This is a genomic window from Streptomyces sp. NBC_00086 (genome assembly GCF_026343255.1).
Classification (GTDB): domain Bacteria; phylum Actinomycetota; class Actinomycetes; order Streptomycetales; family Streptomycetaceae; genus Streptomyces.
This window is the reverse complement of record NZ_JAPELZ010000001.1, coordinates 2,620,748-2,642,181: the sequence shown is the minus strand read 5'-3', so window position 1 is coordinate 2,642,181 and position 21,434 is coordinate 2,620,748. Positions and strand designations below refer to the sequence as shown.

Below are 21,434 nucleotides of genomic sequence, written 5' to 3'. Positions count from 1 at the left end.
CTCTTCCGCTTCACAAGGTATGGACAGCGGGAATAAAGGCTACGCCTCCCGGGCCGTGAGATGCAGACCGGGCGGGACTTACGTCGCGTAGGTCACATCGAACGGCGGGTTTCACCACCAGGAATGGCGGGAAACAAGCGTGGTTCGGGCAGGAGGCACCGCGGTTGCGGCCCCCTGGCTTCGCACCCCTGACGGACCCCGGCGCGTGTGGCCGAGATCATGTCCTTCCCACTCGAACCCTACGTCAACTGGACGCCTGCGAGCTGCCCGGAAGTGTGACAAGGATCCGGCAGCCCCGTGAGGATTCGGCCACTCCGATGTGGCCCCCGTGCAGGCCGACCGCCCAGCGGGCGATGGCCAGGCCCAGGCCCGTGCCGCCGTCGCCGCCCCTCGCGCTGCCCCGGTTGAACCGCTCGAAGACCCGGTGGCGCTCGGCCTCCGGAATTCCGGGACCTTCGTCCCGCACTTCGAGCACCAGGCCCCCGGGCGCGTCGCCCGCCCGGGCGTGGACCGTGACCCGGCCGTGCGGGGGGCTGTGCTTGACCGCGTTGTCGATCAGGTTCGCCACCACCTGGTGCAGCCGCTCGGCGTCCGCGTACGCCGTCAGGTCCGGCGGGGAGACGTCCAGGTGGAGGTGGACGTCGTTGCGGGTGTGCCCGCCCGAGCCGGAGGACAGCCCCGGCCGGCCGGCGGCCGCCAGGCCCGACTCCTTCAGCACCCCCGACAGGTACGGCCACACCTCGAAGCGGCGGGCCCGCAGCGGCACCACCCCGTTGTCCACGCGGGAGAGGTCCAGCAGGGTCTCCACCAGCCGGCCGAGCCGCTCGGTCTGCTTCAGGGCCGTGCGCATGGTCTCCGGGTCGGCGGCGGAGACCCCGTCCACCACGTTCTCCAGTACCGCCCGCAGGGCCGCGATCGGGGTGCGCAGCTCGTGCGAGACGTTGGCGACGAGCTCCTTGCGGTGCCGGTCCACCGCCTCCAGGTCGTCCGCCATCAGATTGATGGTGGCGGCCAGGTCGCCCAACTCGTCGCGGCGGCCCGCCCCGCGCACCCGGCGGGTGTAGTCCCCGTGGGATATCGCCCGGGCCACGGTGGTCATGTCGTCCAGCGGCGCCGTCAGGCTGTGCGCCACGAACTGGGTGATCAGCATCGAGGCGATCACCGAGAACACCGTGATGAAGCGCACTTCGGTGGCCGTGCGCAGCGCCACCATCAGCAGGCCCGTGGTGATGAAGACCGACACCACCACGAGCGTGCCCAGCTTGGTCTTGATCGAGAACGGGGAGAAGGGCCGCAGCACCCCGGGCGGCCGCTGTCCCTGCGGCCGGTGGCCGCTCACGACTGAGCCGGGGTCTCCAGGGCGTACCCGACGCCGTGGACCGTACGGATCCGCTCGGCGCCGATCTTCCGGCGCAGCGCCTTGATGTGGCTGTCGACCGTACGGGTCCCGGACGCGTCGGCCCAGTCCCACACCTCGGCGAGCAGCTGCTCCCGCGAGAGCACCGCCCGCGGGGTCCCGGCCAGGCACACCAGCAGGTCGAACTCCGTCGGCGTCAGGTGCACGTCCTCGGTGTGCACCCGGACCCGGCGCTGCGCGTGGTCGATCTCCAGATCGCCGAGGCGCAGGGTGGCCCCGCGCGGGGCGTGCGCGGCCAGCGTGGCCCGCTCCACCCGCCGCAGCAGTACGTGGACCCGCGCGGCCAGCTCGCGCATCGAGAAGGGCTTGGTCATGTAGTCGTCGGCGCCGACCCCGAGGCCGACGAGCATGTCGGTCTCGTCGTCCCGGGCCGTGAGCATGAGCACCGGAACGGGCCGCTGCGCCTGGACCCGGCGGCAGACCTCCAGGCCGTCGAAGCCCGGCAGCATGACGTCCAGGACCAGCAGCTCCGGCAGCCAGCTCTCGGCCGCGGCGACGGCCGCCGGCCCGTCCGCCGCCGTCTGGACCTGGAAGCCCTCGGCGCGGAGCCGCGCCGCGATGGCCTCCGCGATGGTGTGGTCGTCCTCGACGACGAGCACCCGGCGCTGCGCGCCGGGGGTGGCCGCGGCGCCGTTGTGGGTGGTGGTGTGCGTCTGTTCCATGTCCCGCCCCTGAAGATCCCGCGTGGTAGGGGTGCAGCGTAGAGGAGCGGTCGAGCTCCGGCTATGACGGGTTCGCTGCGCGGGGTTCGTTGCCCGAGCCCTTGCCCCCGGGCCTGCGATTCAAACGCCGACGGGCTGGGAAATCCAGCCTCGACGGCGTTTGAGGCGCGGGGTCCGGGGCGGAGCCCCGGGGTCTTCACTGGTCCGGGGCGGCCCGGGGAACGGTGGAAGGGCGGGTAGGGGACGGCCCCGCAGGGCTACAGGGTCAGGCCGTGGCCGTACGGGAACACCGGGTTCTCGGTGTCGTTCGGGACGTCCGGGCGGGAGGCCGCCACCGCCTCCATGGAGCGCGGGAGCTCGAAGGGCAGCCGCCCCCCGGCGGCCGCCCTGCCGAAGGCCACGTCCAGGAGCGCGGCGTCCGAAGCCCCGTAGTCCGCGATCAGCGCCGCCGCCCGCTCCGCGATCTCGGGGATCACCGCGGCCCGCTCCAGGTTGATGCAGACCAGGGTCGGGACGGTGTCCAGGAGGGACAGGATCTCGGTGAGCTCCGGCTCGGGGAAGGCCAGCGAACCCGAGTGGAAGAACGACTCGAAGATGTTGGTGCGGGGCTCGTGCGGGGTGCGCAGCCGCAGCACCGCCAGGTCCGCCTCGGCCGGGTCGGACACGACGTCCCCGTACGCCGCCGCGACCTCCGCGTCCACGTCCTTGACGTACAGCTTCGGCCGGCCGGAGACCGGCAGGGTCTTCCCGGTGTTGGCGAGCACCGTCAGGGAGCGCCGCTGGGCCGCCGCGCCGGCCGCCGTGAAGTCGGCGCGGCCGACCGTCTCGGCCGCCACGTCCGGGTCCACGTACGGGTTCTCGAAGAGGCCGAGGACGAACTTCTCGCGCAGCAGCCGGCGTACGGACGCGTCGATCCGGGCCTCGGTGACCCGGCCCGAGCGGACCATCTCCACGATGACCGCGGGGCACTGCTCGCCGCCGAACTGGTCCGAGCCCGCCTCCAGCGCGCGGGCCGCCCGCTCGGACACGCTCAGGTGCTCCAGGCCCCAGGCGCGGGCCGGGTGCGGCTCGCCGAAGATCGTCGACTCGGTGAGCAGGCCCCAGTCGGTGCACACGATGCCCTGGAAGCCGAGCTCCTCGCGGAGCAGGCCGGTCACGACGCCCTTGTTGAAGCCGAAGCCGACCTCTTCCCAGTCGGTGCCGATGGGCTGGCCGTAGTACGGCATCATCTGCGAGCAGCCGGCCGCGATGGCCGCCTTGAAGGGCTCCAGGTGGTGCTCGCGCATCCCGCCCGGGTAGATCTGCTCCTTGCCGTGCGCGAAGTGCGGGTCCTCGCCGTCCTTCTGCGGGCCGCCGCCGGGGAAGTGCTTGACCATCGCGGAGACCGAGGCCGCGCCGAGCGTCTCGCCCTGCAGGCCCCGTACGTAGGCCTGGACGAGCTCGCCCGTCAGCTTCGCGTCCGAGCCGAAGGTGCCCGACTGGCGGGCCCAGCGCGGCTCCGTGGCCAGGTCGATCTGCGGGTGCAGGGCGACGCGGAAGCCGACGGAGAGGTACTCGCGCCGCATGATGTCGGCGAACTCGAAGACCAGCTCCGGGTCGCCTATCGCGGCCAGTCCGATGGCCTCGGGCCAGGCGGAGAAGGCGCCGGCGTTGAAGGAGGCGCCGACGTTGTCGGTGAAGGAGTGCCGGGGGTCGGTCGACAGGGTCACCGGGATGCCGAGGCGGGTGCCGGCGGCCATCTCCTGGACGGCGTTCTGCCACGTCGCCATCTCGCGGGCGCCGTAGCTGCCGAGGAGGTTGAAGTGGGTGAGGTGGCGGCCCTCGATCAGCTCGGGGGTGGTGAACGGGAGGATCGAGCCGTCGGTCTCGGTGACCGGGGTTCCGTCCGGGTTCATCATCAGCATCGAGTGGAAGAGCTGGCCGGCCTTCTCCTCCAGGGTCATGCGGGAGAGCAGGTCCTCGACGCGGTCGTCGACGGGGAGGGTGGCGTCCCGGTAGGGGAGCGGGGCTGCGGGGTCGGCGTGGGCGGGGGTGGTCGGGGGCGTCGGGGTGGCGTTCATGGCAGGACTCCTGAGGAGGTCGGTCGTGCGGGAGGTCGCGGGGGTGGACGACTGATCGGGCGAGGGAGAGGGCGCGGGCGAGTGCGAGTGCGAGCACGAGGGAGAGGGCGCGGGGCCGGGTGCGTGGGCGGCGGCGGGTCCGGTCGGGTGCCGGGCCGTCATTTGACGGAGCGGATCAGCTGGACGAGGGCGGCGCCGACGGCCGCCGCGATGCCGCCGACGAGGAAGAGGGCGCCGTAGTTGCCCCCTCCGCCGATGGCGAGGACGAACGGCGCGAGCATCGGGACCAGTGACTGCGGGAGGGCGTTGGCGATGTTCAGCACGCCCATGTCCTTGGCAGCCGTCTCCGGGTCGGGCAGGACGGCGGCGGCGAGCGCCACGTCGACCGCGAGGTAGAGGCCCTCGCCGAAGCCGAAGACGGCCACGGCGAAGAGGAACATCCCGAAGGTGCCCGCGGTGGCGATCAGCAGCAGCCCGATGCCGATGACGAAGGCGGAGGCGAGCACGAAGGGCTTGCGGCGGCCGGTGGCGTCGGACAGCCAGCCGCCGGCGAGGGAGCCGGCCACCACGCCGCCGACGGTGACCAGGGTGGTGGTGAACATCTTCGAGGCGACCTCGCCCTCGGCGACCCCGAGGCGGTCCATCAGGAAGTAGACCTGGTAGCTGGTCACGCAAGCGATGCCGATGAAGACCAGGAACCTGCTCGCGAAGTTCCACGAGTAGTCGGGGTTCTTGCGCGGATTCACCCAGAAGCTGTGCAGGAACTCCCTGAAGCCGTACGGGGCCACGGACTCGGCGCGGGCCGGCCGGTCGGGCATCACGGCGGCCAGCACGCACACCCCGAGGACGCCGACGACGGCCGGGACGATGAAGGCCAGCGCCATGTTGTCCGTGAAGAGGTGCGCGAGGAAGCTGCCCGCCACCATCGAGACGGACAGCATCATGCCGACCATGCCGGAGACGCGGCCGCGCTGGTGGTCCGGGATCAGGTCCGGGATGCAGGCGGTGACCATGCACAGGGCGGCGTTGCAGCCGAGCTGCGCGATGGCCCAGCCGATGAGCAGCGCGGTGACGCTGGAGCCGAGGCCGACGACGGTCAGCCCGACGGCGGCGACCGCCATGCCGCCCACGAGCCAGGGGCGGCGGCGGCCGAACCGGCTGGTCGTGCGGTCGGACAGGGCGCCGAAGAGCGGGTTGCCGACGAGGGCGAGGAGCGCTCCGACGGAGAGCACCTTGCCGAGGGCGGCCCCGCGCTCCGCCTCCGGGACGATCTGGGCCACGCGCAGGGCGAGGGTCACCACGATCGGGGTGAAGACGGCGATGCAGACGCCGAGCTGGGCGGCGACCAGGCCGAAGATCAGCTTGGCGGGGGCGTTCGCCGGGGTGTCTGCGGGGGTCGCCGGTGCGCCGGTGGGTGCATCCGCTGGGAAGGCGGCCGGGGCGTTGACCAGGGCGTTGACCGGGGTGTTGGTCGGGGAGTTGGCCGGCGTGGCCGGATCGGGTCGGTCGGTGGCGTCGAGTGCGCGTCCGGGGTCCTGCGTGAGCGGCATGGGGGCTCCAACGTCTCCGCGTCGGCCTCGTCGCCGACCGGGCGGTTTCACCGTAGGCGCGAAAACCGTGCACTCACTAGGTTTTCATATGGTGAGCTGGATCACTCCGTCAGGATGGCCGGAAACGGCCGGGTTTAGGGTGGGCCGCATGGCACAGGACAAGGGTCGAACGGCCCCCAAGGCAGCCGCGCGGGGCGGGTATGCGGTGGGCGACGCCCGTCGGCAGAAGATCCTCGACACCGCCGTCGAGCACTTCGCGCAGTGGGGCTTCCACGCCTCCTCGCTCGCCCGGATCGCCAACGACTGCGGGATCACCCAGGGCGGCCTGCTGCACCACTTCCGCGGCAAGGAGGACCTGCTGCTGTCCGTCCTGGCGCAGAGCGAGCAGCACGATGTCGAGCGGCTCTTCAGCGGGCCCGCCGAGGAGGTCCCCTCGGTCGCCGCGCACTTCGCCGCGGTGGTCGCCCTCGCCGAGGACAACGCCCGCCGGCCCGGTCTCGTACGGATGTACAACACGCTGGTCGGCGAGTCCGGGAACCCGGGCCACCCCGCGCACGCCTACTTCCGGCAGCGCTACGACCGGGTCCTCGGCTACAGCGTCGACCTGATCCGGGCGGGCGTGGAGCGCGGCGAGGTACGGGCGGACACGGACTGCGAGGCCGTCGGCCGCGAAATCATCGCGGTGATGGACGGGTTCCAGATCCAGTGGGTGCTGGACCCCGGGGGCGTGGACATGGCGGTCCTGCTGCGCGGGTACCTGGACCGGCGGCTGCGGGAGATCACGGCGGCGGGGACGGGGCTGTGACGGGGCGGTAAGGGACGGGGCGGTAGGGGGACGGATCGGATCGGATCGGATCGGCTCGGCAGGCCCGGTCGGTGCATGCGGTGCGTGCGGTGCGTGCACTGCATGCGGTGTGTTCGACGTGCTTTCAGCGCGGCTCGAAGGGCGGCAGGGCGCTCAGGACCCCCTGCAGGGGTCGCGGCAGCGTGCTCTGGTCGGCGGCGACCTCGTAGCCACCGTGCCGGAAGGCGTACGTGAACGAGTCGAAGACCGGCTGTTCGGGCATCGAGATCCGCGGCAGGCGGGGAAAGTCCGCCTTCTGGAGTGCGGTGCGCAGCTTCGCGAGGGCGGACGCCGAGAGCTTGTCGCGGTCGACCGTCTCGGCCTTCGCGTTGAGCCGGAGGAACGATCCGTCACCCTTGATGATCAAGGTGCTGTTCTTACCGGCGATGCCCCCGCTACGGGTGACCGCGACGAGCGTCTCGCCGGCGCCGGGCGGCGAGACGCTGGGGGCGGGCGCGGGCGCGGAGGTGCTCGGCGCGGGCCGCGGGGCGGGAGCGGTCGTGCCGGTGCCCGGGTCCGGGCTCTGGCCGGCGCTCTGACCGGGAGACGGCGTCCCCGGGGCGTCCGTCGCCGTACCGGACGGGGTGCTCGTGGCGGGGCCGGAGCCCTGGCCCGTGCTCGTGTTCGGTGCCGGTGAGGCCCCGTCCTTCGACCCTCCGGAGGAGCACCCGCCCAGGGCCGCCACCACCGCCAGCGCCACGGCCGCCGTCGCCCAGCCCACTCGCCCACCACGTGCTCGCACGCCCCACCCCCGCAGGTATCCGGCTCGAACCCCGAGTATGGAGTCAGCACCACCCGCACGGATAGCACCCGGAGGCCGACATCCGCCGCTTCGCCCCTTGGCGCTGGCTGCCGCCGCTCACCGCTCTCGCACTCGGCCTCTGGGGCCTCTCGCGGGGCGGCTCGATGTGGCGCGACGAGTCCGTCACGTGGCAGGTCGCGCACCGGCCGCTCGGGCAGCTCTGGGAACTGCTCGGCCAGGTCGACGCCGTGCACGGCCTCTACTACCTGCTGATGCACGCGGTCTTCGCGGCGACGGGCGACACCCCCGGCCCCGGCCTCTGGTCCCTGCGCCTCCCCTCGGTGGCCGCCACCGCCCTCGCCGCATCCGGCGTGGCCGCGGTGGCCCACCACCTGACGGGTGCGGTGCGCGGTGCGGACGGTGGCGGGGGGCGCGGGCCGGGCGTACCCGGGGGATCCGGACAGTCCGGCGGCCCCGACCGGGCGGGCCGGTCCGGCCGGGTCGCGCTGCTGGCCGGGGTCGCGTACGCCCTGTTGCCGCCCGTGCAGATGTACGCCCAGGAGGGGCGCTCGTACGCGTTCGTCGCCGCGGCCGTCGTCTGGGCCACGTACCTGATGCTGCGCGAGTGCTGGGTCGCCTACGCCGTGGTGCTGGTGCTGGGGTGCTGGCTGCACGAGTTCGCCGTACTGGCGCTGCCCGCGCACGCGTTCGCCGCGTGGCGCTCGCGCGGCTGGCGGCTCGCCGCCGGGGCCGTGGTGGCCGCCCTGTTGCCGCTCGCCCTGGTCAGCGCGCGGCAGGCGCAGCAGCAGCTGGGCTGGCTCGGGCGGCCGAGCTGGCAGGACTGGGCGGCGTACGGGGTCCTCGCGGCCGCCTCGCTGCTCCTGGCGCGGGGAGCCGCGCGGGAACTCGTACGGGTCGCCCTGCCGCTGGCGCTGCTGCCGCCCGGGCTGCTGCTCGCGGTCTCGCTGGTGCACCCCTGGTACGTGGACCGGTACGTCCTCTACGCCCTCGCCGGCCTCGCCCTGCTCGTGGGGGCGCGGCTCGCCACGGCGCGGGGGTGGTGGGTGTGGCCGCTGGTCGGGGTCCTGCTGGTCCCGGTCGGGTTCTGGTCCGCGTGGCTGCGTACCCCCGAGAGCCGCAAGGACGACGCGCGGGCCGTGGCGGCGGCCGTCGGGGAACTCGCACGCCCGGGCGACGCGGTGCTGTTCATGCCCTCGCGGCGGCGCGAATGGCTGTTGTCCTCGCCGGAGACCTACGGACCCCTCCGCGACCTCGCGCTGTCCCGGACCCCGGCAGCTTCGCGGAGCCTGCAGGGCGTGGAGCGGACTCCGGAGGAGATCCAGGCGGCCCTGCTGGATCCGGCCGTCGAGCGGGTGGTCGCGCTGCTCGACCCGGTGGGGCAGCCGGTGGACGGCTACCCGGCGGAGGCGGTGAAACGTCAGATGCTCGTCTCCTCCTTCGACCTGTGCTCCGTGACGGGTGTGCGTGGTGCCCGCGTGGCCCTCTTCGCCCGGCCGGGCGGCTGCCCTTAGCTCCCGGCGGGCCGCGTCTGTGCTCCGCGGGACCTGCGCCTACCGGTCGCGCACGCCCCCGGCCCGGAGCCCGGGCCGTCCGGCGCGGCTCCCGGTACCGCCGCGCCGGTTCTTCCCGGGCGGCGCGGGCGCGCCCCGGAGCCGCTGCGCGGGGTCCCCTACCCGCCCTTCCACCGTTCCCCGGGTTGCCCCGGACCCGAAAGACCCGAGGCTCCGCCCCGGACCCCGCGCCTCAAACGCCGGCGAGGCTGGATTTGCCGAGCCCCGCCGGTCACGTGCACGGGGGATGGGCGGCGGTTCGTCGGCCTCGTAGGACCCGGGGCTTCGCCCCGGACCTCGCGCGTCAAGGGCCGGCGGGGCTGGATGGGGCAGGTCCGCCGCGGGCAACGCGCCCCAAGGCGGGTGCATTGAACGTCGGCGGGGCTGGATCTGGCAGGCCCGTGGCGGGTAATGCGTGCCCGAAGCGGATGCGTTCGCAGGAAGTGGGGTGGGGGAGGGGAGGATGGGCGGCGGGTCGTCGATCTTGCCCGGGTGACCCGCCGACTTCTGCCGGAGGTGCCGTATGGACACAGCCCGTTCCCGATCCCGCTCCCTCGTGCCGCCCGGTCCCCTCGTTGATGGCGACTGGCTCGCGGAGCGCCTCGGTATACCCGGGCTCGTCGTCTTCGACGCCTCCGTCGGGGCGCACCGCGACGCGGACCGGCGGATTCCGGGGGCCCGTCCCTTCGACCTCGACGGCGCGCTGTCCGACCACACCGCCGCCGCCCCGCACACCATGCCCGGACCCGCCGCCTTCGCCGAGGCGATGCGCGCCCTCGGTGTCGACGACGGCGGCACGGTCGTCGCGTACGACGGCGCCGGGATCTACTCCAGCGCCCGCGCCTGGTGGATGCTGCGCGCCATGGGCTTCGACCGGGTCGCCGTCCTCGACGGCGGGCTGCCCGCCTGGGTCGCCGCGGGCCGGCCGGTGGAGGAGCGCCCGCCGGGGTACGAGGGCCCGCGCGGCTCCTTCGCGGCCCGGCCCCGCGCCGGGCTGGTGGTCGACGCGGCCACCGTGTCGGCGGCCTTGTCCGATCCGGCCGCCGCGGTGCTCGACGCCCGGACCCGCGAACGCTTCGCCGGAACCGCCCCCGAACCCCGCCCGGGCCTGCGCGGGGGCCACATGCCGGGCGCGGTCAGCCTCCCCTTCGGGGAACTGCAGCGCCCCGATGGGCTGATGCGCCCCGCCGCCGAACTCCGCGCGGCCTTCGGGGCGGCAGCGGGGGAGCGGGAGCGGCTGTACTTCAGCTGCGGCTCCGGGGTCACGGCCTGCGTGCTCGCGCTCGGCGCGGACCTCGCCGGGTACGAGAACCTCGCGGTGTACGACGGCTCTTGGAGTGAGTGGGGCATGCCGTCCCCGGACAGGCCGGTCGTGCGGGGGAGCTAGGGGGCGTCTTGCCGATCAGGCCGGGCTCGCGGCGCCTGCCGCGTAGGCTCGCCGTGTTGTCGTCACTCGCCGACTTCCCCACGCTCTCGGCTTCGTTCGAGCAGGGGGGGCTCCAGTCGCGTCGACTCCCTCGTCCGCCTTGCGATCGCGCGCGTCAGACACCGCTCCCTGATCCGGGCTGATCGGCAAGACACCCAGGGCGTGTCCGCAAAGTCCCGCCCGCCTCGCGACGCGCACGGCGCTACTGTGCGGACGCCCCCCAGGCCGCCCCGCTCGTCGGGGGGTTAACCCCACCCAGGATCCGGGCACGTGCACCATGCCCCCGCGGCCACCGCGCGGGCACGATCGACGGTATGACCACGAAGACGCGTACGCGCGGTACCAGGGCCACCGTCACCTTCACGACCGCCGCCGGGTACGGCGCCGCGGCCCTCGCCGCGGGACTCCTGCTGACGGGCTGCTCCGTGGGCACGCTCGTCTCCCGCGGGGGCCCGGAGAAGACGGCGAGCGCCGATGCCACGGTGGCCGGGGCCGTCACCGCGGTCGACGTGTCGGACGCCGGCAGCGGATCCATCGAGGTGGTCGCCGGTTCAGGCCCGGGCGTCACCGTCCGCCGTACCGTCCATTACCGCGGCGACACCGTGCCCGAGCCCGCCCAGCGGCTCTCCGACGGCGTACTGACCCTGACCAACGGCAATTGCTCCGGCCGCTGTTCCGTCGACTACCGGCTGGAGGTGCCGGCCTCCGCCACGGTCACGGCCGGGAGCAGCAGTGGTCGCGTCACGGTGGCGGGGGTGGCCGCCGCCACCGTCAGGACCTCCTCCGGATCGGTTCGGGCGGACCGGATCGCGGGCCCGCTGAAGGTCACTACGTCCTCGGGTTCGATCGCCGCCGAGGAGCTCGCCGGCCCGGACGCGGACGCCCGTTCCGACTCCGGCGACGTCCGCCTGGCCTTCGCGAAGACGCCGTCCTCGGTCGCCGTCAAGACCAGCTCGGGCGACGCCAAGGTGAAGGTTCCCGCGGCCCCGTACGCCCTCGACATCTCCACCACCTCCGGCGAGCGCGAGATCACCGTCCCCGCGGACCCGTCCGCGACCGCCCGGCTCGCCGTACGGACCTCGTCGGGCGACATCGCCATCTCGGCGGCCTGAGCCGCGCCCCGGCCACCCGGTCGCCCGGCCGCCCCGGCCACCCGGGGCCGGGGTACCGAATGCCGGACGCGGCCCCGGTGGATCTGGCCGGAAAGACACGCTCTCCTCGGAGGAGCGGCCGTGGTGGCCTTCGCCGTGCGAAGCGGCGGAAGGTCCCACGTCACTGCCCCGGGAGGGCGGATTCCGAAACGCAGAAAATATGTATCTCGGTAATTAGATGAACTGATTCCGGTCGGCTGTCCCGTGAAGTCATCGACACCGCAGAGCGCCTTTGGTTAGGTACCACCTGTCCAGCGCACCTCAGGCGACACGAGGGCAGCTGTTCCCGGCGGAGAGGGGACTCCGGCCGAATCCAGACGCTCCTCTCCCCTTCCTGCACAGCCCCGCACGTCTCGCGTGGGGGTACCTCAACGGAAGGTTCGAACTCATGTTCAAGCGCAAGCTTGCCGCCGCGGTGGTCGGTACGGCCGCCCTGGTCGGCGGCACCGTGGCGACGGCAGCACCCGCCAACGCCGCGACCGTCATCGGCATCTTCTACTGGAACAGCAACTACGGCGGCTCCACCTACACGGTCACCGCCGGCGGCACCACCTCTTGCACCGGCACCACGGGCGACTGGGACTTCACGTCCGGCTTCAGCAGCAGCTGGAACGACGAGGCGTCCTCGCACAAGGGCTTCGCCAACTGCGCCATCAAGGTGTACGAGAACGCGGGTCAGGGCGGCGCTTCCAGCGGCTTCTACGTCAACCTGTCCGGCTACGGGGTCCTCAACGACGAGGTCACCTCCGCCCTGTACTCGTGATCACCACGCTCGACAGGACAGCGGCGACCGGCCGGCGGCACACCGGCCGGTAGCCGTGTCTGAATCTGAACGACACGGCGGTGAAGCCGGAACCGACCGGCTTCACCGCCGTGTCACAGACATGGACAGCATGAAGGAGGTGCGGTGAGAACTCGAACTGGGACAGTGATCATCACGGCGATGGCGGGTGCTTTCGCTCTCGCCGGATGCTCGGGCAGCGGCGGAGGGGACGAGGAACCGCCGCTCGGCCAGGTCCCGAAGGTGATGCGTCCGGCCGACGTCCCCGCTCTGCCCATGAACCAGTACGTCCTCGGCGAGAAGGAGATGCGCGCCTACACCCAGGCACAGGCGGTGCTCTCCCGGCGCTGCATGGAGCGATTCGGCATGTCCTGGCTGACCGATGCCCAGACGACGGCCGACCTGCCCAACCTCGGTGCGGATCCCGCACGGTACTTCACCATCATCGACACCGAAGCGGCGCAGCTCCACGGGTACGCGGACCCCTCCGCCAAGGACGCGAAGGACAAGGGCACCACTCCCGGATACGAGCCCACCGCGGCGGAACGGGCCGTGTACAACGGGTCCGCGAAGGGCGTCACGGACACGGCCGGCAAGCCGCTGCGCGAAGGCGGCTGTGCGGCGGAGGTCGACGAGGAGATGAAGAAGGGCGGCGTGCACGGCGTCAACCCCCTCACCGTCGGCAACGAGTTCTACAGCCTCTACGCGAAGGTCCAGCAGGACAGCCGGGTGGCCGAGGCGTTCACGAAGTGGTCCGCCTGCATGAAGGAGAAGGGCTTCTCCTACCGGACCCCCCTCGATGCGGCGAACGACACCGAATGGAAGTCCGGGGCGGCGACGCGGGCCGCGATCGCCGTGGCCACCGCCGATGTCGCCTGCAAGCAGCAGAACAACACCGTGGGCATCTGGTACGCGGCCATGGAGGCCCACCAGAAGGCCTATGTCGACAAGAAGGCCGAGCACTTTTCCGAGATTCTCGCCAACAAGAAGGCATTGGTCGAGAGTTCCGCACGCATCATGCAGGGGACGTAATGAAGGCTGTGACGGGAACGCGCGCCCTTGCGGTGGCTCTCCTCCTCGGCGGTATGACGCTGACCGCCTGCTCCGACCCGGGCACGCCCGGGGGGGACGAGACCGGCGCCGCCGAGGTCGGTTCCCGCAGCGTCGAGGCGTACACGACCTGCATGGACGGGCAGGGCGTCAAGGTTATCGACGGCAAGGCGCGCACCGACGACGGTGTGGATGCCGCGAGGCTGGGCAAGGCCTACCGGGCCTGCCGCGCGGTCGCCCCGGCGGACGTACAGGTCCCGGTCACGCAGTGGGAGCTGTCCCTCCTCACCGAATTCGTCACCTGTATGCGGGGGAAGGGGCACAAGGAGTACGGCGACCCCGATCCCCGGACCGGGACGTACGCGATGCCGAAGGACTCCGAGATCGACAAGGAAGCCGAGCTCGCCTGCCTCGCGGCCGCAGAGCAGCGGGCAGGGAAGTGAAGAGGGAGCACCCGGCCCCGGACGAAGGTCCGTTGGAGGCCGGCCCCCTCGACGACGTGGACATCGGCGAGCTCCCCCACAAGGGCCGGCACGGCAGCGGCTCCCCGTTCCGGGGCCGTCGCGCCCTGATGGGTGTCGTTGCCACCGCGACGCTCTTCTCCGCCGCCGGCGTGGGGGCGGGCATGTGGATCAAGTCGCCCGCCCAGCGGGCCGCCGAGGCGGGTGCGCCCCGGCAGTCCCTGCTCACCCGGCCCGTGGAGAAGCGCGTGCTCACGACCGACGTGGTCACGCGCGGCAAAGTGGTGGCGGGGCAGACGGTCACGATCGCTCCGCAGGCGGGCGCCGGCGGCGAGGGCGGCGCCCCGGTGGTCAGCCGGGTTCCCATGAAGGCGGGCGACTCGATACGGCCCGGGCAGGTACTGGTGGAGATATCCGGGCGCCCGGTCTTCGCCCTGGAGGGCAAGGTGCCCGCCTACCGCGACCTGAAGCCGGGAGCCCGCGGCCAGGACGTCCGCCAACTCCAGGAGGCCCTCGGGAAACTCGGATTCCCGGCGGGGTCGGACGAGCGCGGCGCGTTCGGACCCGGTACGAAGAAGGCGCTGAGGGACTTCTACGCCTCCATCGGGTACGAACCGCCTTCGGCGACCGACGACGCCGGCGCGGACGTCAAGGCCGCGGTCGCGGCGACCCGCGCGGCGGCCCGGGCCGTCGAGGACGCGCAGACCGCCCTCAGCGACGCCTACTACGCCCTCGGCAAGGTTCCCGCCGGCGAGGACCGTACGCAGGCGGCGAACGCGGTGAAGGCCGCCCGCCGTGCGCTGGACCGGGCCATCGAGGACCGGCGGATCGCGCAGAGCGAGCTGGCCGACGCCCAGGCATCGGACGGACCGGAACTCCCGGCCTCCGAGGTCGTGTTCCTGAACGGATTCCCGGCCCGCGTGGACACGGTCGGCGCGCGCGCCGGCAGCCCCGCGGGCGAGTCGGTGATGACGGTGTCCGCCGGGGAACTCGTCGTCCACGCGTACGTCAACGCCCTCCAGGTGGAACTCCTGAAGGACGGTCAGCCCGCCGAGGTCTACGCCGAACTCGACCGGAAGAAGACGCCGGCCCGCCTCGTGTCCGTGGCCACCACCCCCAGCACGGCCCGGCGCGACGAGGACGACGAGCAGCAACCGGCGGCCGGCGGCGAGGGGTACCTGATCGTCCTGCGCCCCGACAGCGCGCTCGCGGCGAACCTGTCCGGTCAGGACGTACGGGTCACCGTCCAGGCCGCGTCCACCGGAGCCGAGCAGCTGATCGTCCCGGTGACCGCGGTGACGGCCGGACGCCAGGGAACACTGCACGTCACCGTGGTGACGGCGGGCAACGAGCAACGCCGGGTCGAGGTACGCGAACTGACGAGCGGCGGCGGATACGTCGCCGTCGACCCGGTCCAGGCCGACGCGCTGCGCCCCGGGGACCAGGTCGTCACGGGGGTCACCACCGAGCGTTCCGCACCGAGCGGCGCGGCGGAGCGGGACGGAGAGGCGACCTCGTCGTGACCGACAGTGCCGCACCCCCCGTCATCGAGTTCCGGCAGGCCGGGCTGACCTATCCGGGCCGGCCGCCGGTCACCGCGCTGCATCCGAGCGATCTCACCGTGCGCCGGGGGGAGTTCGTCACGGTGGTCGGCCCCTCCGGGTCCGGCAAGTCGACCCTGCTCAACGTGATCGGGCTGCTGGACCGGCCGACGACCGGCAGCTACTTCCTGGACGGCCTCGACACCGGCGGACTGGGCGACGCGCGGCGGACGGCGCTGCGCGGCCACCGCATCGGCTTCGTCTTCCAGGCCTTCCACCTCCTGCCCCACCGCACGGCCCTGGAGAACGTGATGCTCGGCATGGTCTACAACACCGCCGTCCCCCGGGGCGACAGGCGGGAGCGAGCCCGTGAGGCGTTGCTCAGGGTCGGACTCGGGCACCGGCTGGACTCCCTGCCCACCCGCATGTCCGGCGGGGAGAGGCAGCGCGTCGCCGTCGCGCGGGCCCTCGCGCACGGCCCGTCGCTGCTGCTGTGCGACGAGCCGACGGGCAATCTCGACTCGATGAACTCCCGGCGCGTTCTCGACCTCCTCGCCACCCTGCACGAGGACGGCATGACGGTGCTGGTGATCACCCATGACAGGGAGGTCGCGGCCCAGGGCGCGCGGACGGTCACCGTACGGGACGGAGTGCTCGCTCCGGCCGCCGCCGACGAGGCGCGGCCGGCCCGGAGCGGCGCCGGGAGCGGAGTCCTGGACCTGCCGGACGGGAGGCCCGCGTGAGACTTCGCCGCGCGCCCCGTACACCCCGTACGACCTCCAGCGCTCCGGACGACACCGCCGGGCTGCCGACCTCCCGCCTGGCGTGGCGGGACCTGTTCGCCGAGGCGCTCTCCGGGGTGCTGCAACGTCCTGCCCGGTCCGCTCTGACCTCGCTCGGCACCGTCCTCGGCGTGGGGGCCTTCGTGTCGGTCCTCGGCCTGACCGCCACGGCATCGGCCCAGATCGACGACCGCTTCAACGCCCTGACGGCCACCGAGGTGACCCTGGAGGACGCGGCGGCCGAGCACGACCCCGCGATCGCGCAGGCGTTCGGGCCCGATGCCGAAGAGCTGGTCAAGCGGGTCAACGGGGTGCGGGCGGGCGGCGTGCTCTGGCAGGTCAAGCTCCCGAAGGGGCAACAGGTCACCGGCTCCCCGCTGGTCGACGGGGTCCATGCCGACACCTCCGTCTTCGCCGCGTCCCCCGAGGCGCTGGACGCCGCACAGCTCACCCTCGCGCAGGGCCGGCTCTACGATCGCCGGCTGAGCGAGCGCCGTGAGCCCGTCGTGGTCATCGGCCAGACCGTCGCGGAGCGGCTCGGCATCACCAGCCTCGGCACCGATCCCGCCGTCTTCATCGGGGACCAGGCGTTCACCGTGATGGGCATCGTCTCCGACGCCGAGCGGCGGCCGGAACTCCTGCTCGCCGTGATGGTGCCGCGCACGACGGCCGAGACCCTGTGGGGGTCGCCGGCCGCCGGGACGGCCGCCATGCTCGTCGCCACGGAGCTCGGCGCCGCCCCGCAGGTCGCGCGCGAAGCCCCCGTGGCCGTGCGGGCCGACCACCCCGAGTACGTACGCGCCCTCGCACCCCCCGATCCCCGGACCCTGCGCTCGTCGGTCGGGGACGACCTCTCCCAGCTCTTCCTCGCCCTGGCCGGAATCTGCCTGGTGATCGGCGCGGTCGGCATCGCGAACACCACCCTGGTCGCCGTACTGGAGCGGACGGGCGAGATAGGGCTCCGGCGAGCGCTGGGCGCCAGACGGCACCACGTCACCTTCCAGTTCCTCACCGAGTCCGGAGCCCTCGGTGCGCTCGGCGGGCTCGTGGGGACGAGCGTGGGCGTGCTGGTGGTCGTGACCGTCTCCATCGCCAAGGAATGGTCCCCGGTCGTCCACCCGGCGGTCGCCGCGTCGGCCCCCCTGATCGGCCTGCTGACCGGCGTGCTCGCGGGTCTCTACCCGGCCCGCAGGGCGGCCCGCATCGAGCCGGTGGAGGCCTTGCGGCAGTGATCCGAGCCCTGTTCGCCCCCGGCGAACGGGTGTTGGGGAACATTGGGGGGCGCGCGTGCATTGAGTCGGCATAGCTCAACTTCACTGCCGGAGGGAACATCATGGCTTCGACGTCCGTAACGCTCACCCTGCCCGTGCTGCCGCTCGACGACGAGGTCGTGCTGCCCGGGATGGTCGTTCCGCTGGACCTGTCCGACGCCGAGGTGCGGGGTGCCGTCGAGGCCGCTCAGGCCGCCGCCGCGGGGGACAAGCCGAAGGTGCTGCTCGTGCCCCGGGTCGACGGGAAGTACGCCGCCACCGGCGTGCTCGGGACCGTCGAGCAGGTGGGACGGCTGTCCGACGGGGATCCCGGGGCGCTGATCAGGGGGCGCGGCCGGGTCCGTATCGGGGCCGGGACGACCGGGCCCGGGGCCGCGCTCTGGGTCGAGGGCGAGACGGTGGACGAGGCCGTCCCCGATCCGCTGCCCGGGGCCGTCGCCGAGCTCGTCAAGGAGTACAAGGCGCTCGCCACGAGCTGGCTCAAGAAGCGCGGGGCCTGGCAGGTCGTGGACCGCGTGCAGCAGATCGAGGGGGTCGGGGCCCTCGCGGACAACTCCGGCTACTCCCCGTTCCTGAGCATCGAGCAGAAGGTGGAACTGCTGGAGACGGCCGACCCCGTCGCCCGGCTGAAGCTCGCCGTCAAGGCGCTCAGCGACCACCTCGCCGAGCAGGACGTCGCCGAGTCCATCGCCAAGGACGTCCAGGACGGCGTCGACAAGGTCCAGCGCGAGTTCCTGCTCAAGCGGCAGCTCGACGCCGTGCGCAAGGAACTGCGCGAGCTCAGCGGGGAGAAGGAGGGCGAGGAGTCCGACGACTACCGGGCTCGCGTCGAGGCCGCCGACCTGCCCGAGAAGGTACGGGAGGCCGCCCTCAAGGAGGTCGACAAGCTGGAGCGCTCCAGCGACCAGTCCCCGGAGGGATCCTGGATCCGCACCTGGCTGGACACCGTGCTCGAACTGCCCTGGAACGAGCGGACCGAGGACGAGTACGACATCCGGGGGGCCCGCGCCGTCCTGGACGCGGAGCACGCCGGGCTGAGCGACGTGAAGGACCGGATCACCGAGTACCTGGCGGTGCGCAAGCGCCGCTCCGAGCGCGGGATGGGCGTCGTCGGCGGCCGCAGGGGCGGGGCCGTGCTGGCGCTCGTAGGCCCTCCGGGCGTCGGAAAGACCTCCCTCGGGGAGTCCGTGGCCCACGCCATGGGGCGCAAGTTCGTCCGCGTGGCCCTCGGCGGGGTCCGCGACGAGGCCGAGATCCGCGGGCACCGGCGTACGTACGTGGGCGCGCTGCCCGGCCGGATCGTACGGGCGATCAAGGAAGCCGGCTCCATGAACCCGGTCGTGCTGCTCGACGAGATCGACAAGGTCGGCTCCGACTTCCGGGGAGACCCGGCGGCCGCGCTGCTCGAAGTCCTCGACCCGGCCCAGAACCACACCTTCCGGGACCACTACCTGGAGGTGGAACTGGACCTGAGCGACGTGGTGTTCCTCGCCACCGCGAACGTGCTGGAAGCCATCCCCGAGGCCCTCGCCGACCGGATGGAACTGGTCTGCCTCGACGGCTACACCGAGGACGAGAAGGTCGTCATCGCCCGCGACCACCTGCTGCCCCGGCAGCTGGAGCGCGCCGGCCTGGCCGCGGAGGAAGTGGTCCTGGAGGAGGACGCGCTGCGCAAGCTGGCGGGGGAGTACACCCGCGAGGCGGGCGTGCGCACCCTGGAGCGTTCCCTCGCCCGGCTGTTGCGCAAGGTGGCCTCCCAGCACGAGCTGGGGGAGCGGGAGCTGCCGCTGCGGATCGGCGCCGGCGACCTGCGGGAGCTCATCGGGCGCCCGCACCACGTGCCGGAGTCCGCGCAGGACCCGGCCGAGCGGCGCACCGCGGTACCGGGCGTGGCCACCGGCCTCGCCGTGACCGGGGCGGGCGGTGACGTCCTGTTCGTCGAGGCCTCGCTGGCCGATCCCGAGACGGGCGCGGCCGGGCTCACCCTGACGGGCCAGCTCGGAGACGTGATGAAGGAGTCGGCGCAGATCGCGCTCAGCTTCCTGCGCTCGCACGGCGCCGAGCTGGAACTCCCGGTCGCCGACCTGAAGGACCGGGGCGTGCACATCCACTTCCCGGCGGGCGCGGTGCCCAAGGACGGTCCGAGCGCGGGCATCACGATGACGACGGCGCTGGCCTCGCTGCTGTCCGGGCGGCAGGTCCGCACGGACGTGGCCATGACCGGCGAGGTCTCGCTGACCGGGCGGGTGCTGCCGATCGGCGGGGTCAAGCAGAAGCTGCTGGCCGCGCACCGGGCCGGGCTGACCACCGTCATCATCCCGAAGCGCAACGAGGCCGACCTGGACGACGTACCGGCCGAGGTGCTGGCGGGGCTGTCGGTGCACCCGGTGACGGACGTACGCCAGGTCCTGGAGCTGGCCCTGGCCGCGGACAGCGTCCCGGTGGCCGCCGTGGCCTGATCCGAAAGGCGCGCACCGGGGGCCCGGGCTCCCCGCTCCGGCGGGGCCCCGGGTCCCCGGCGCACCCGCTGCGAAATACTGGTGGGCCACACACCAGCGAAGGAGCGGGCCTTGCACGGGACCGAAGACCAGGAGTTCCTTGCCCTGGAGCGGGAGCTGTCCGTCTTCCTCCGACGGGCCCGCGCCTCCTCCGGGGAGATGGCGCGCGAGCTGCACCCGGAGCTGGAACCGGCGGCGTACGGGCTCCTCGTACGGCTGGAGGCCGCCGGGCGGCAGCGGGCGACCGAGCTCGCCGCGTACTTCGGGGTCGGCAAGGCCACGATGAGCCGCCAGCTGCGGGCCCTGGAGGTACTGGGCCTGCTGGCCCGCGAGCCGGACCCGGCGGACGGGCGGGCCTTCCTGGTCGGGCTCACCGAGGAGGGCCGGGAACGCTTCCTGCGGGTCCGGGGCGCCCGGCGCGAGCAGTACATGCGCAAGCTCGCGGACTGGGACCGCGGGGAAGTGGCGGAACTGGCCCGGCTCCTGAACCAGTTGAACGCGGGCGGCGAGTAGCAGCACCCGGGGCGGGGCGGGGCGCGTAGCCGGACGCCCCTACAGCTCCGCGTACGCCGCCGACGCGTCGTCGTGGCGCTTGCCGCGGCGGTGTGCCCGGCCCGGGTCCGATTCCAGCGTGCGCACCCGGTCGATCAGGGACTGCGCGCCCTCCTTGCGCAGCACGGCCAGGCATGCGGCCCAGTCGCCCTCGGCGAACGTGTCCGTCCACCGGCCGGCCCCGTCCGTGAGCGCCGCCACCGCCCGCACCCCCGCGCGCGGCGTCCGCCCCGTCACCGCCCGGGCCGCCACCTCCGGATCCGCGGCGGCGGTGAAGAAGCCGCCCTCCGCGTTGCGCAGCCTGTCGGCGGAGGCCTCCGTGCGCAGCAGCTCGCGCGGGATCCGGTCCAGCCGGTCGTCGAGCACGGCGCGCACCTCGCCGCCGGGCGCCTGGAGGAGGAGCACGGAGTCCGACAGCACCAGGTGCTCGACCCAGGTCTCGTCCCAGCGGACCACGACCACCGTCGCCTGCGGCGTCCGGACGTGAGAAAGGTCACACGTGTCGCGGTGGGCGTCCGCGGTGTCGCGGATGGCCTCCGAAAGGACCCGGTCGAGGGGCATGTCCCGGCGCGATCCGGACAGTTCGGTCAATCGGCCGCCCAGCCGGGCCGCGAACCACGGCACTCCGTGCGCGCATCCGACCTCGCCCGGAGGCGGGGTGACCCCGTCGAGGGCGACCAGAACGCCGCCGCCCGAGGCGGGGATCGCGGCCGACACCCAGTCCTCGTTGGGGCGTTCCGGATTGCCGGGGGCGGAGGAGAGGTCGATGCGCATACGGACATTCTGCCCGCGCGGGGCTCCGTAGGGGAGGGAGAAGCCGGGGAAGGTCCGGACCAAAGTGGGGCGGGTGGGGCGTGAAGGGACTCCCGGGGTCGGCGGGGTGACCCTCGCCCTGTGGGCGGGCATCCTGCCAAAAGCCGCATCGATCTTTCAACCACCCGTCCACGGCCGGGCTCTGACAGCCGATCGCCGAGTTGGTCGCCAACTCCTCCGTACTGTTCACTCCTTCGTGTGGCCGGGCGGGCGATGTGCGGCCCTCATCCCAACTCGCTGCGAGGGTCTGAAGCAGTGCGGC

The 21,434-nt window shown here is 73.0% G+C and carries 18 protein-coding genes; 12 read left to right on the top strand and 6 right to left on the bottom strand.

Annotation, left to right across the window (positions count from 1 at the left end; translation table 11 throughout):
- Nucleotides 1-244: 244 nt before the first annotated feature.
- From OG276_RS11535 to OG276_RS11520, 4 genes are all read right to left on the bottom strand, one after another.
- Nucleotides 245-1,300, bottom strand: a complete 1,056-nt coding sequence (locus OG276_RS11535) for an ATP-binding protein (RefSeq protein WP_266912715.1) — start codon at nt 1,298-1,300, stop codon at nt 245-247.
- Nucleotides 1,301-1,335: 35 nt separating this feature from the next.
- On the bottom strand, nt 1,336-2,079 hold the full coding sequence (locus OG276_RS11530) for a response regulator transcription factor (RefSeq protein ID WP_266904567.1): 744 nt from the start codon (nt 2,077-2,079) through the stop codon (nt 1,336-1,338).
- Nucleotides 2,080-2,336: 257 nt separating this feature from the next.
- On the bottom strand, nt 2,337-4,139 hold the full coding sequence (locus OG276_RS11525) for a glycoside hydrolase family 3 protein (RefSeq protein ID WP_266904565.1): 1,803 nt from the start codon (nt 4,137-4,139) through the stop codon (nt 2,337-2,339).
- A 158-nt stretch (nt 4,140-4,297) separates the two neighbouring features.
- Nucleotides 4,298-5,689 carry an MFS transporter gene (locus tag OG276_RS11520; RefSeq protein WP_266904563.1) on the bottom strand — a complete coding sequence of 464 codons (1,392 nt, stop codon included), beginning with the start codon at nt 5,687-5,689 and terminating at the stop codon, nt 4,298-4,300.
- A gap of 148 nt (nt 5,690-5,837) precedes the next feature.
- On the opposite strand from OG276_RS11520, the gene OG276_RS11515 reads away from it, so the two are divergent.
- Nucleotides 5,838-6,494 (top strand): TetR/AcrR family transcriptional regulator, encoded by a 657-nt coding sequence (locus OG276_RS11515; protein WP_266904561.1) that lies wholly within the window; start codon nt 5,838-5,840, stop codon nt 6,492-6,494.
- A 124-nt stretch (nt 6,495-6,618) separates the two neighbouring features.
- Here the strand turns inward: OG276_RS11515 and OG276_RS11510 are convergent, their stop codons facing one another.
- Nucleotides 6,619-7,254, bottom strand: a complete 636-nt coding sequence (locus OG276_RS11510) for a hypothetical protein (RefSeq protein WP_266904559.1) — start codon at nt 7,252-7,254, stop codon at nt 6,619-6,621.
- A gap of 185 nt (nt 7,255-7,439) precedes the next feature.
- On the opposite strand from OG276_RS11510, the gene OG276_RS11505 reads away from it, so the two are divergent.
- The 11 genes from OG276_RS11505 to OG276_RS11455 all read left to right on the top strand — a co-directional run bounded on the left by OG276_RS11505 (nt 7,440) and on the right by OG276_RS11455 (nt 20,320).
- A complete protein-coding gene (locus OG276_RS11505) occupies nt 7,440-8,807 on the top strand; it encodes a hypothetical protein (RefSeq protein WP_266904557.1) in 1,368 nt (455 codons plus the stop codon).
- Between the two features lie 562 nt (nt 8,808-9,369).
- On the top strand, nt 9,370-10,233 hold the full coding sequence (locus tag OG276_RS11500; RefSeq protein WP_266904555.1) for a sulfurtransferase: 864 nt from the start codon (nt 9,370-9,372) through the stop codon (nt 10,231-10,233).
- A 353-nt stretch (nt 10,234-10,586) separates the two neighbouring features.
- Nucleotides 10,587-11,384 carry a DUF4097 family beta strand repeat-containing protein gene (locus OG276_RS11495; protein WP_266904553.1) on the top strand — a complete coding sequence of 266 codons (798 nt, stop codon included), beginning with the start codon at nt 10,587-10,589 and terminating at the stop codon, nt 11,382-11,384.
- A gap of 427 nt (nt 11,385-11,811) precedes the next feature.
- A complete protein-coding gene (locus OG276_RS11490; protein ID WP_266904551.1) occupies nt 11,812-12,186 on the top strand; it encodes a hypothetical protein in 375 nt (124 codons plus the stop codon).
- A 144-nt stretch (nt 12,187-12,330) separates the two neighbouring features.
- On the top strand, nt 12,331-13,236 hold the full coding sequence (locus OG276_RS11485; protein WP_266904549.1) for a hypothetical protein: 906 nt from the start codon (nt 12,331-12,333) through the stop codon (nt 13,234-13,236).
- Nucleotides 13,236-13,697, top strand: a complete 462-nt coding sequence (locus OG276_RS11480) for a hypothetical protein (RefSeq protein WP_266904547.1) — start codon at nt 13,236-13,238, stop codon at nt 13,695-13,697. The genes OG276_RS11485 and OG276_RS11480 overlap by 1 nt, the downstream gene beginning before the upstream one ends.
- Nucleotides 13,694-15,238, top strand: a complete 1,545-nt coding sequence (locus tag OG276_RS11475) for a peptidoglycan-binding domain-containing protein (protein WP_266904545.1) — start codon at nt 13,694-13,696, stop codon at nt 15,236-15,238. The genes OG276_RS11480 and OG276_RS11475 overlap by 4 nt, the downstream gene beginning before the upstream one ends.
- Nucleotides 15,235-15,999 (top strand): ABC transporter ATP-binding protein, encoded by a 765-nt coding sequence (locus OG276_RS11470; protein WP_266904543.1) that lies wholly within the window; start codon nt 15,235-15,237, stop codon nt 15,997-15,999. Before OG276_RS11475 ends, OG276_RS11470 begins: the two co-directional genes overlap by 4 nt.
- Nucleotides 16,000-16,061: 62 nt before the next feature.
- A complete protein-coding gene (locus OG276_RS11465; RefSeq protein ID WP_266912713.1) occupies nt 16,062-17,270 on the top strand; it encodes an ABC transporter permease in 1,209 nt (402 codons plus the stop codon).
- Between the two features lie 101 nt (nt 17,271-17,371).
- Nucleotides 17,372-19,768 carry an endopeptidase La gene (gene lon / locus OG276_RS11460; RefSeq protein WP_266904541.1) on the top strand — a complete coding sequence of 799 codons (2,397 nt, stop codon included), beginning with the start codon at nt 17,372-17,374 and terminating at the stop codon, nt 19,766-19,768.
- 111 nt (nt 19,769-19,879) lie between these two features.
- Nucleotides 19,880-20,320: a MarR family winged helix-turn-helix transcriptional regulator gene (locus tag OG276_RS11455; RefSeq protein ID WP_243336175.1), complete on the top strand. Its 441-nt coding sequence runs from the start codon at nt 19,880-19,882 to the stop codon at nt 20,318-20,320.
- 39 nt (nt 20,321-20,359) lie between these two features.
- Here the strand turns inward: OG276_RS11455 and OG276_RS11450 are convergent, their stop codons facing one another.
- Nucleotides 20,360-21,133 carry a protein phosphatase 2C domain-containing protein gene (locus tag OG276_RS11450; RefSeq protein ID WP_266904539.1) on the bottom strand — a complete coding sequence of 258 codons (774 nt, stop codon included), beginning with the start codon at nt 21,131-21,133 and terminating at the stop codon, nt 20,360-20,362.
- Nucleotides 21,134-21,434 lie beyond the last annotated feature (301 nt).

Bases quoted from the DNA above. Each gene is read 5' to 3' on its own strand.
- OG276_RS11530 (WP_266904567.1), bottom strand. From the start codon at position 2,079: ATGGAACAGACGCACACCACCACCCACAACGGCGCCGCGGCCACCCCC.
- OG276_RS11525 (WP_266904565.1), bottom strand. From the start codon at position 4,139: ATGAACGCCACCCCGACGCCCCCGACCACCCCCGCCCACGCCGACCCC.
- OG276_RS11520 (WP_266904563.1), bottom strand. From the start codon at position 5,689: ATGCCGCTCACGCAGGACCCCGGACGCGCACTCGACGCCACCGACCGA.
- OG276_RS11515 (WP_266904561.1), top strand. From the start codon at position 5,838: ATGGCACAGGACAAGGGTCGAACGGCCCCCAAGGCAGCCGCGCGGGGC.
- OG276_RS11505 (WP_266904557.1), top strand. From the start codon at position 7,440: ATGTGGCGCGACGAGTCCGTCACGTGGCAGGTCGCGCACCGGCCGCTC.
- OG276_RS11500 (WP_266904555.1), top strand. From the start codon at position 9,370: ATGGACACAGCCCGTTCCCGATCCCGCTCCCTCGTGCCGCCCGGTCCC.
- OG276_RS11495 (WP_266904553.1), top strand. From the start codon at position 10,587: ATGACCACGAAGACGCGTACGCGCGGTACCAGGGCCACCGTCACCTTC.
- OG276_RS11490 (WP_266904551.1), top strand. From the start codon at position 11,812: ATGTTCAAGCGCAAGCTTGCCGCCGCGGTGGTCGGTACGGCCGCCCTG.
- OG276_RS11480 (WP_266904547.1), top strand. From the start codon at position 13,236: ATGAAGGCTGTGACGGGAACGCGCGCCCTTGCGGTGGCTCTCCTCCTC.
- lon (WP_266904541.1), top strand. From the start codon at position 17,372: ATGGCTTCGACGTCCGTAACGCTCACCCTGCCCGTGCTGCCGCTCGAC.
- OG276_RS11450 (WP_266904539.1), bottom strand. From the start codon at position 21,133: ATGCGCATCGACCTCTCCTCCGCCCCCGGCAATCCGGAACGCCCCAAC.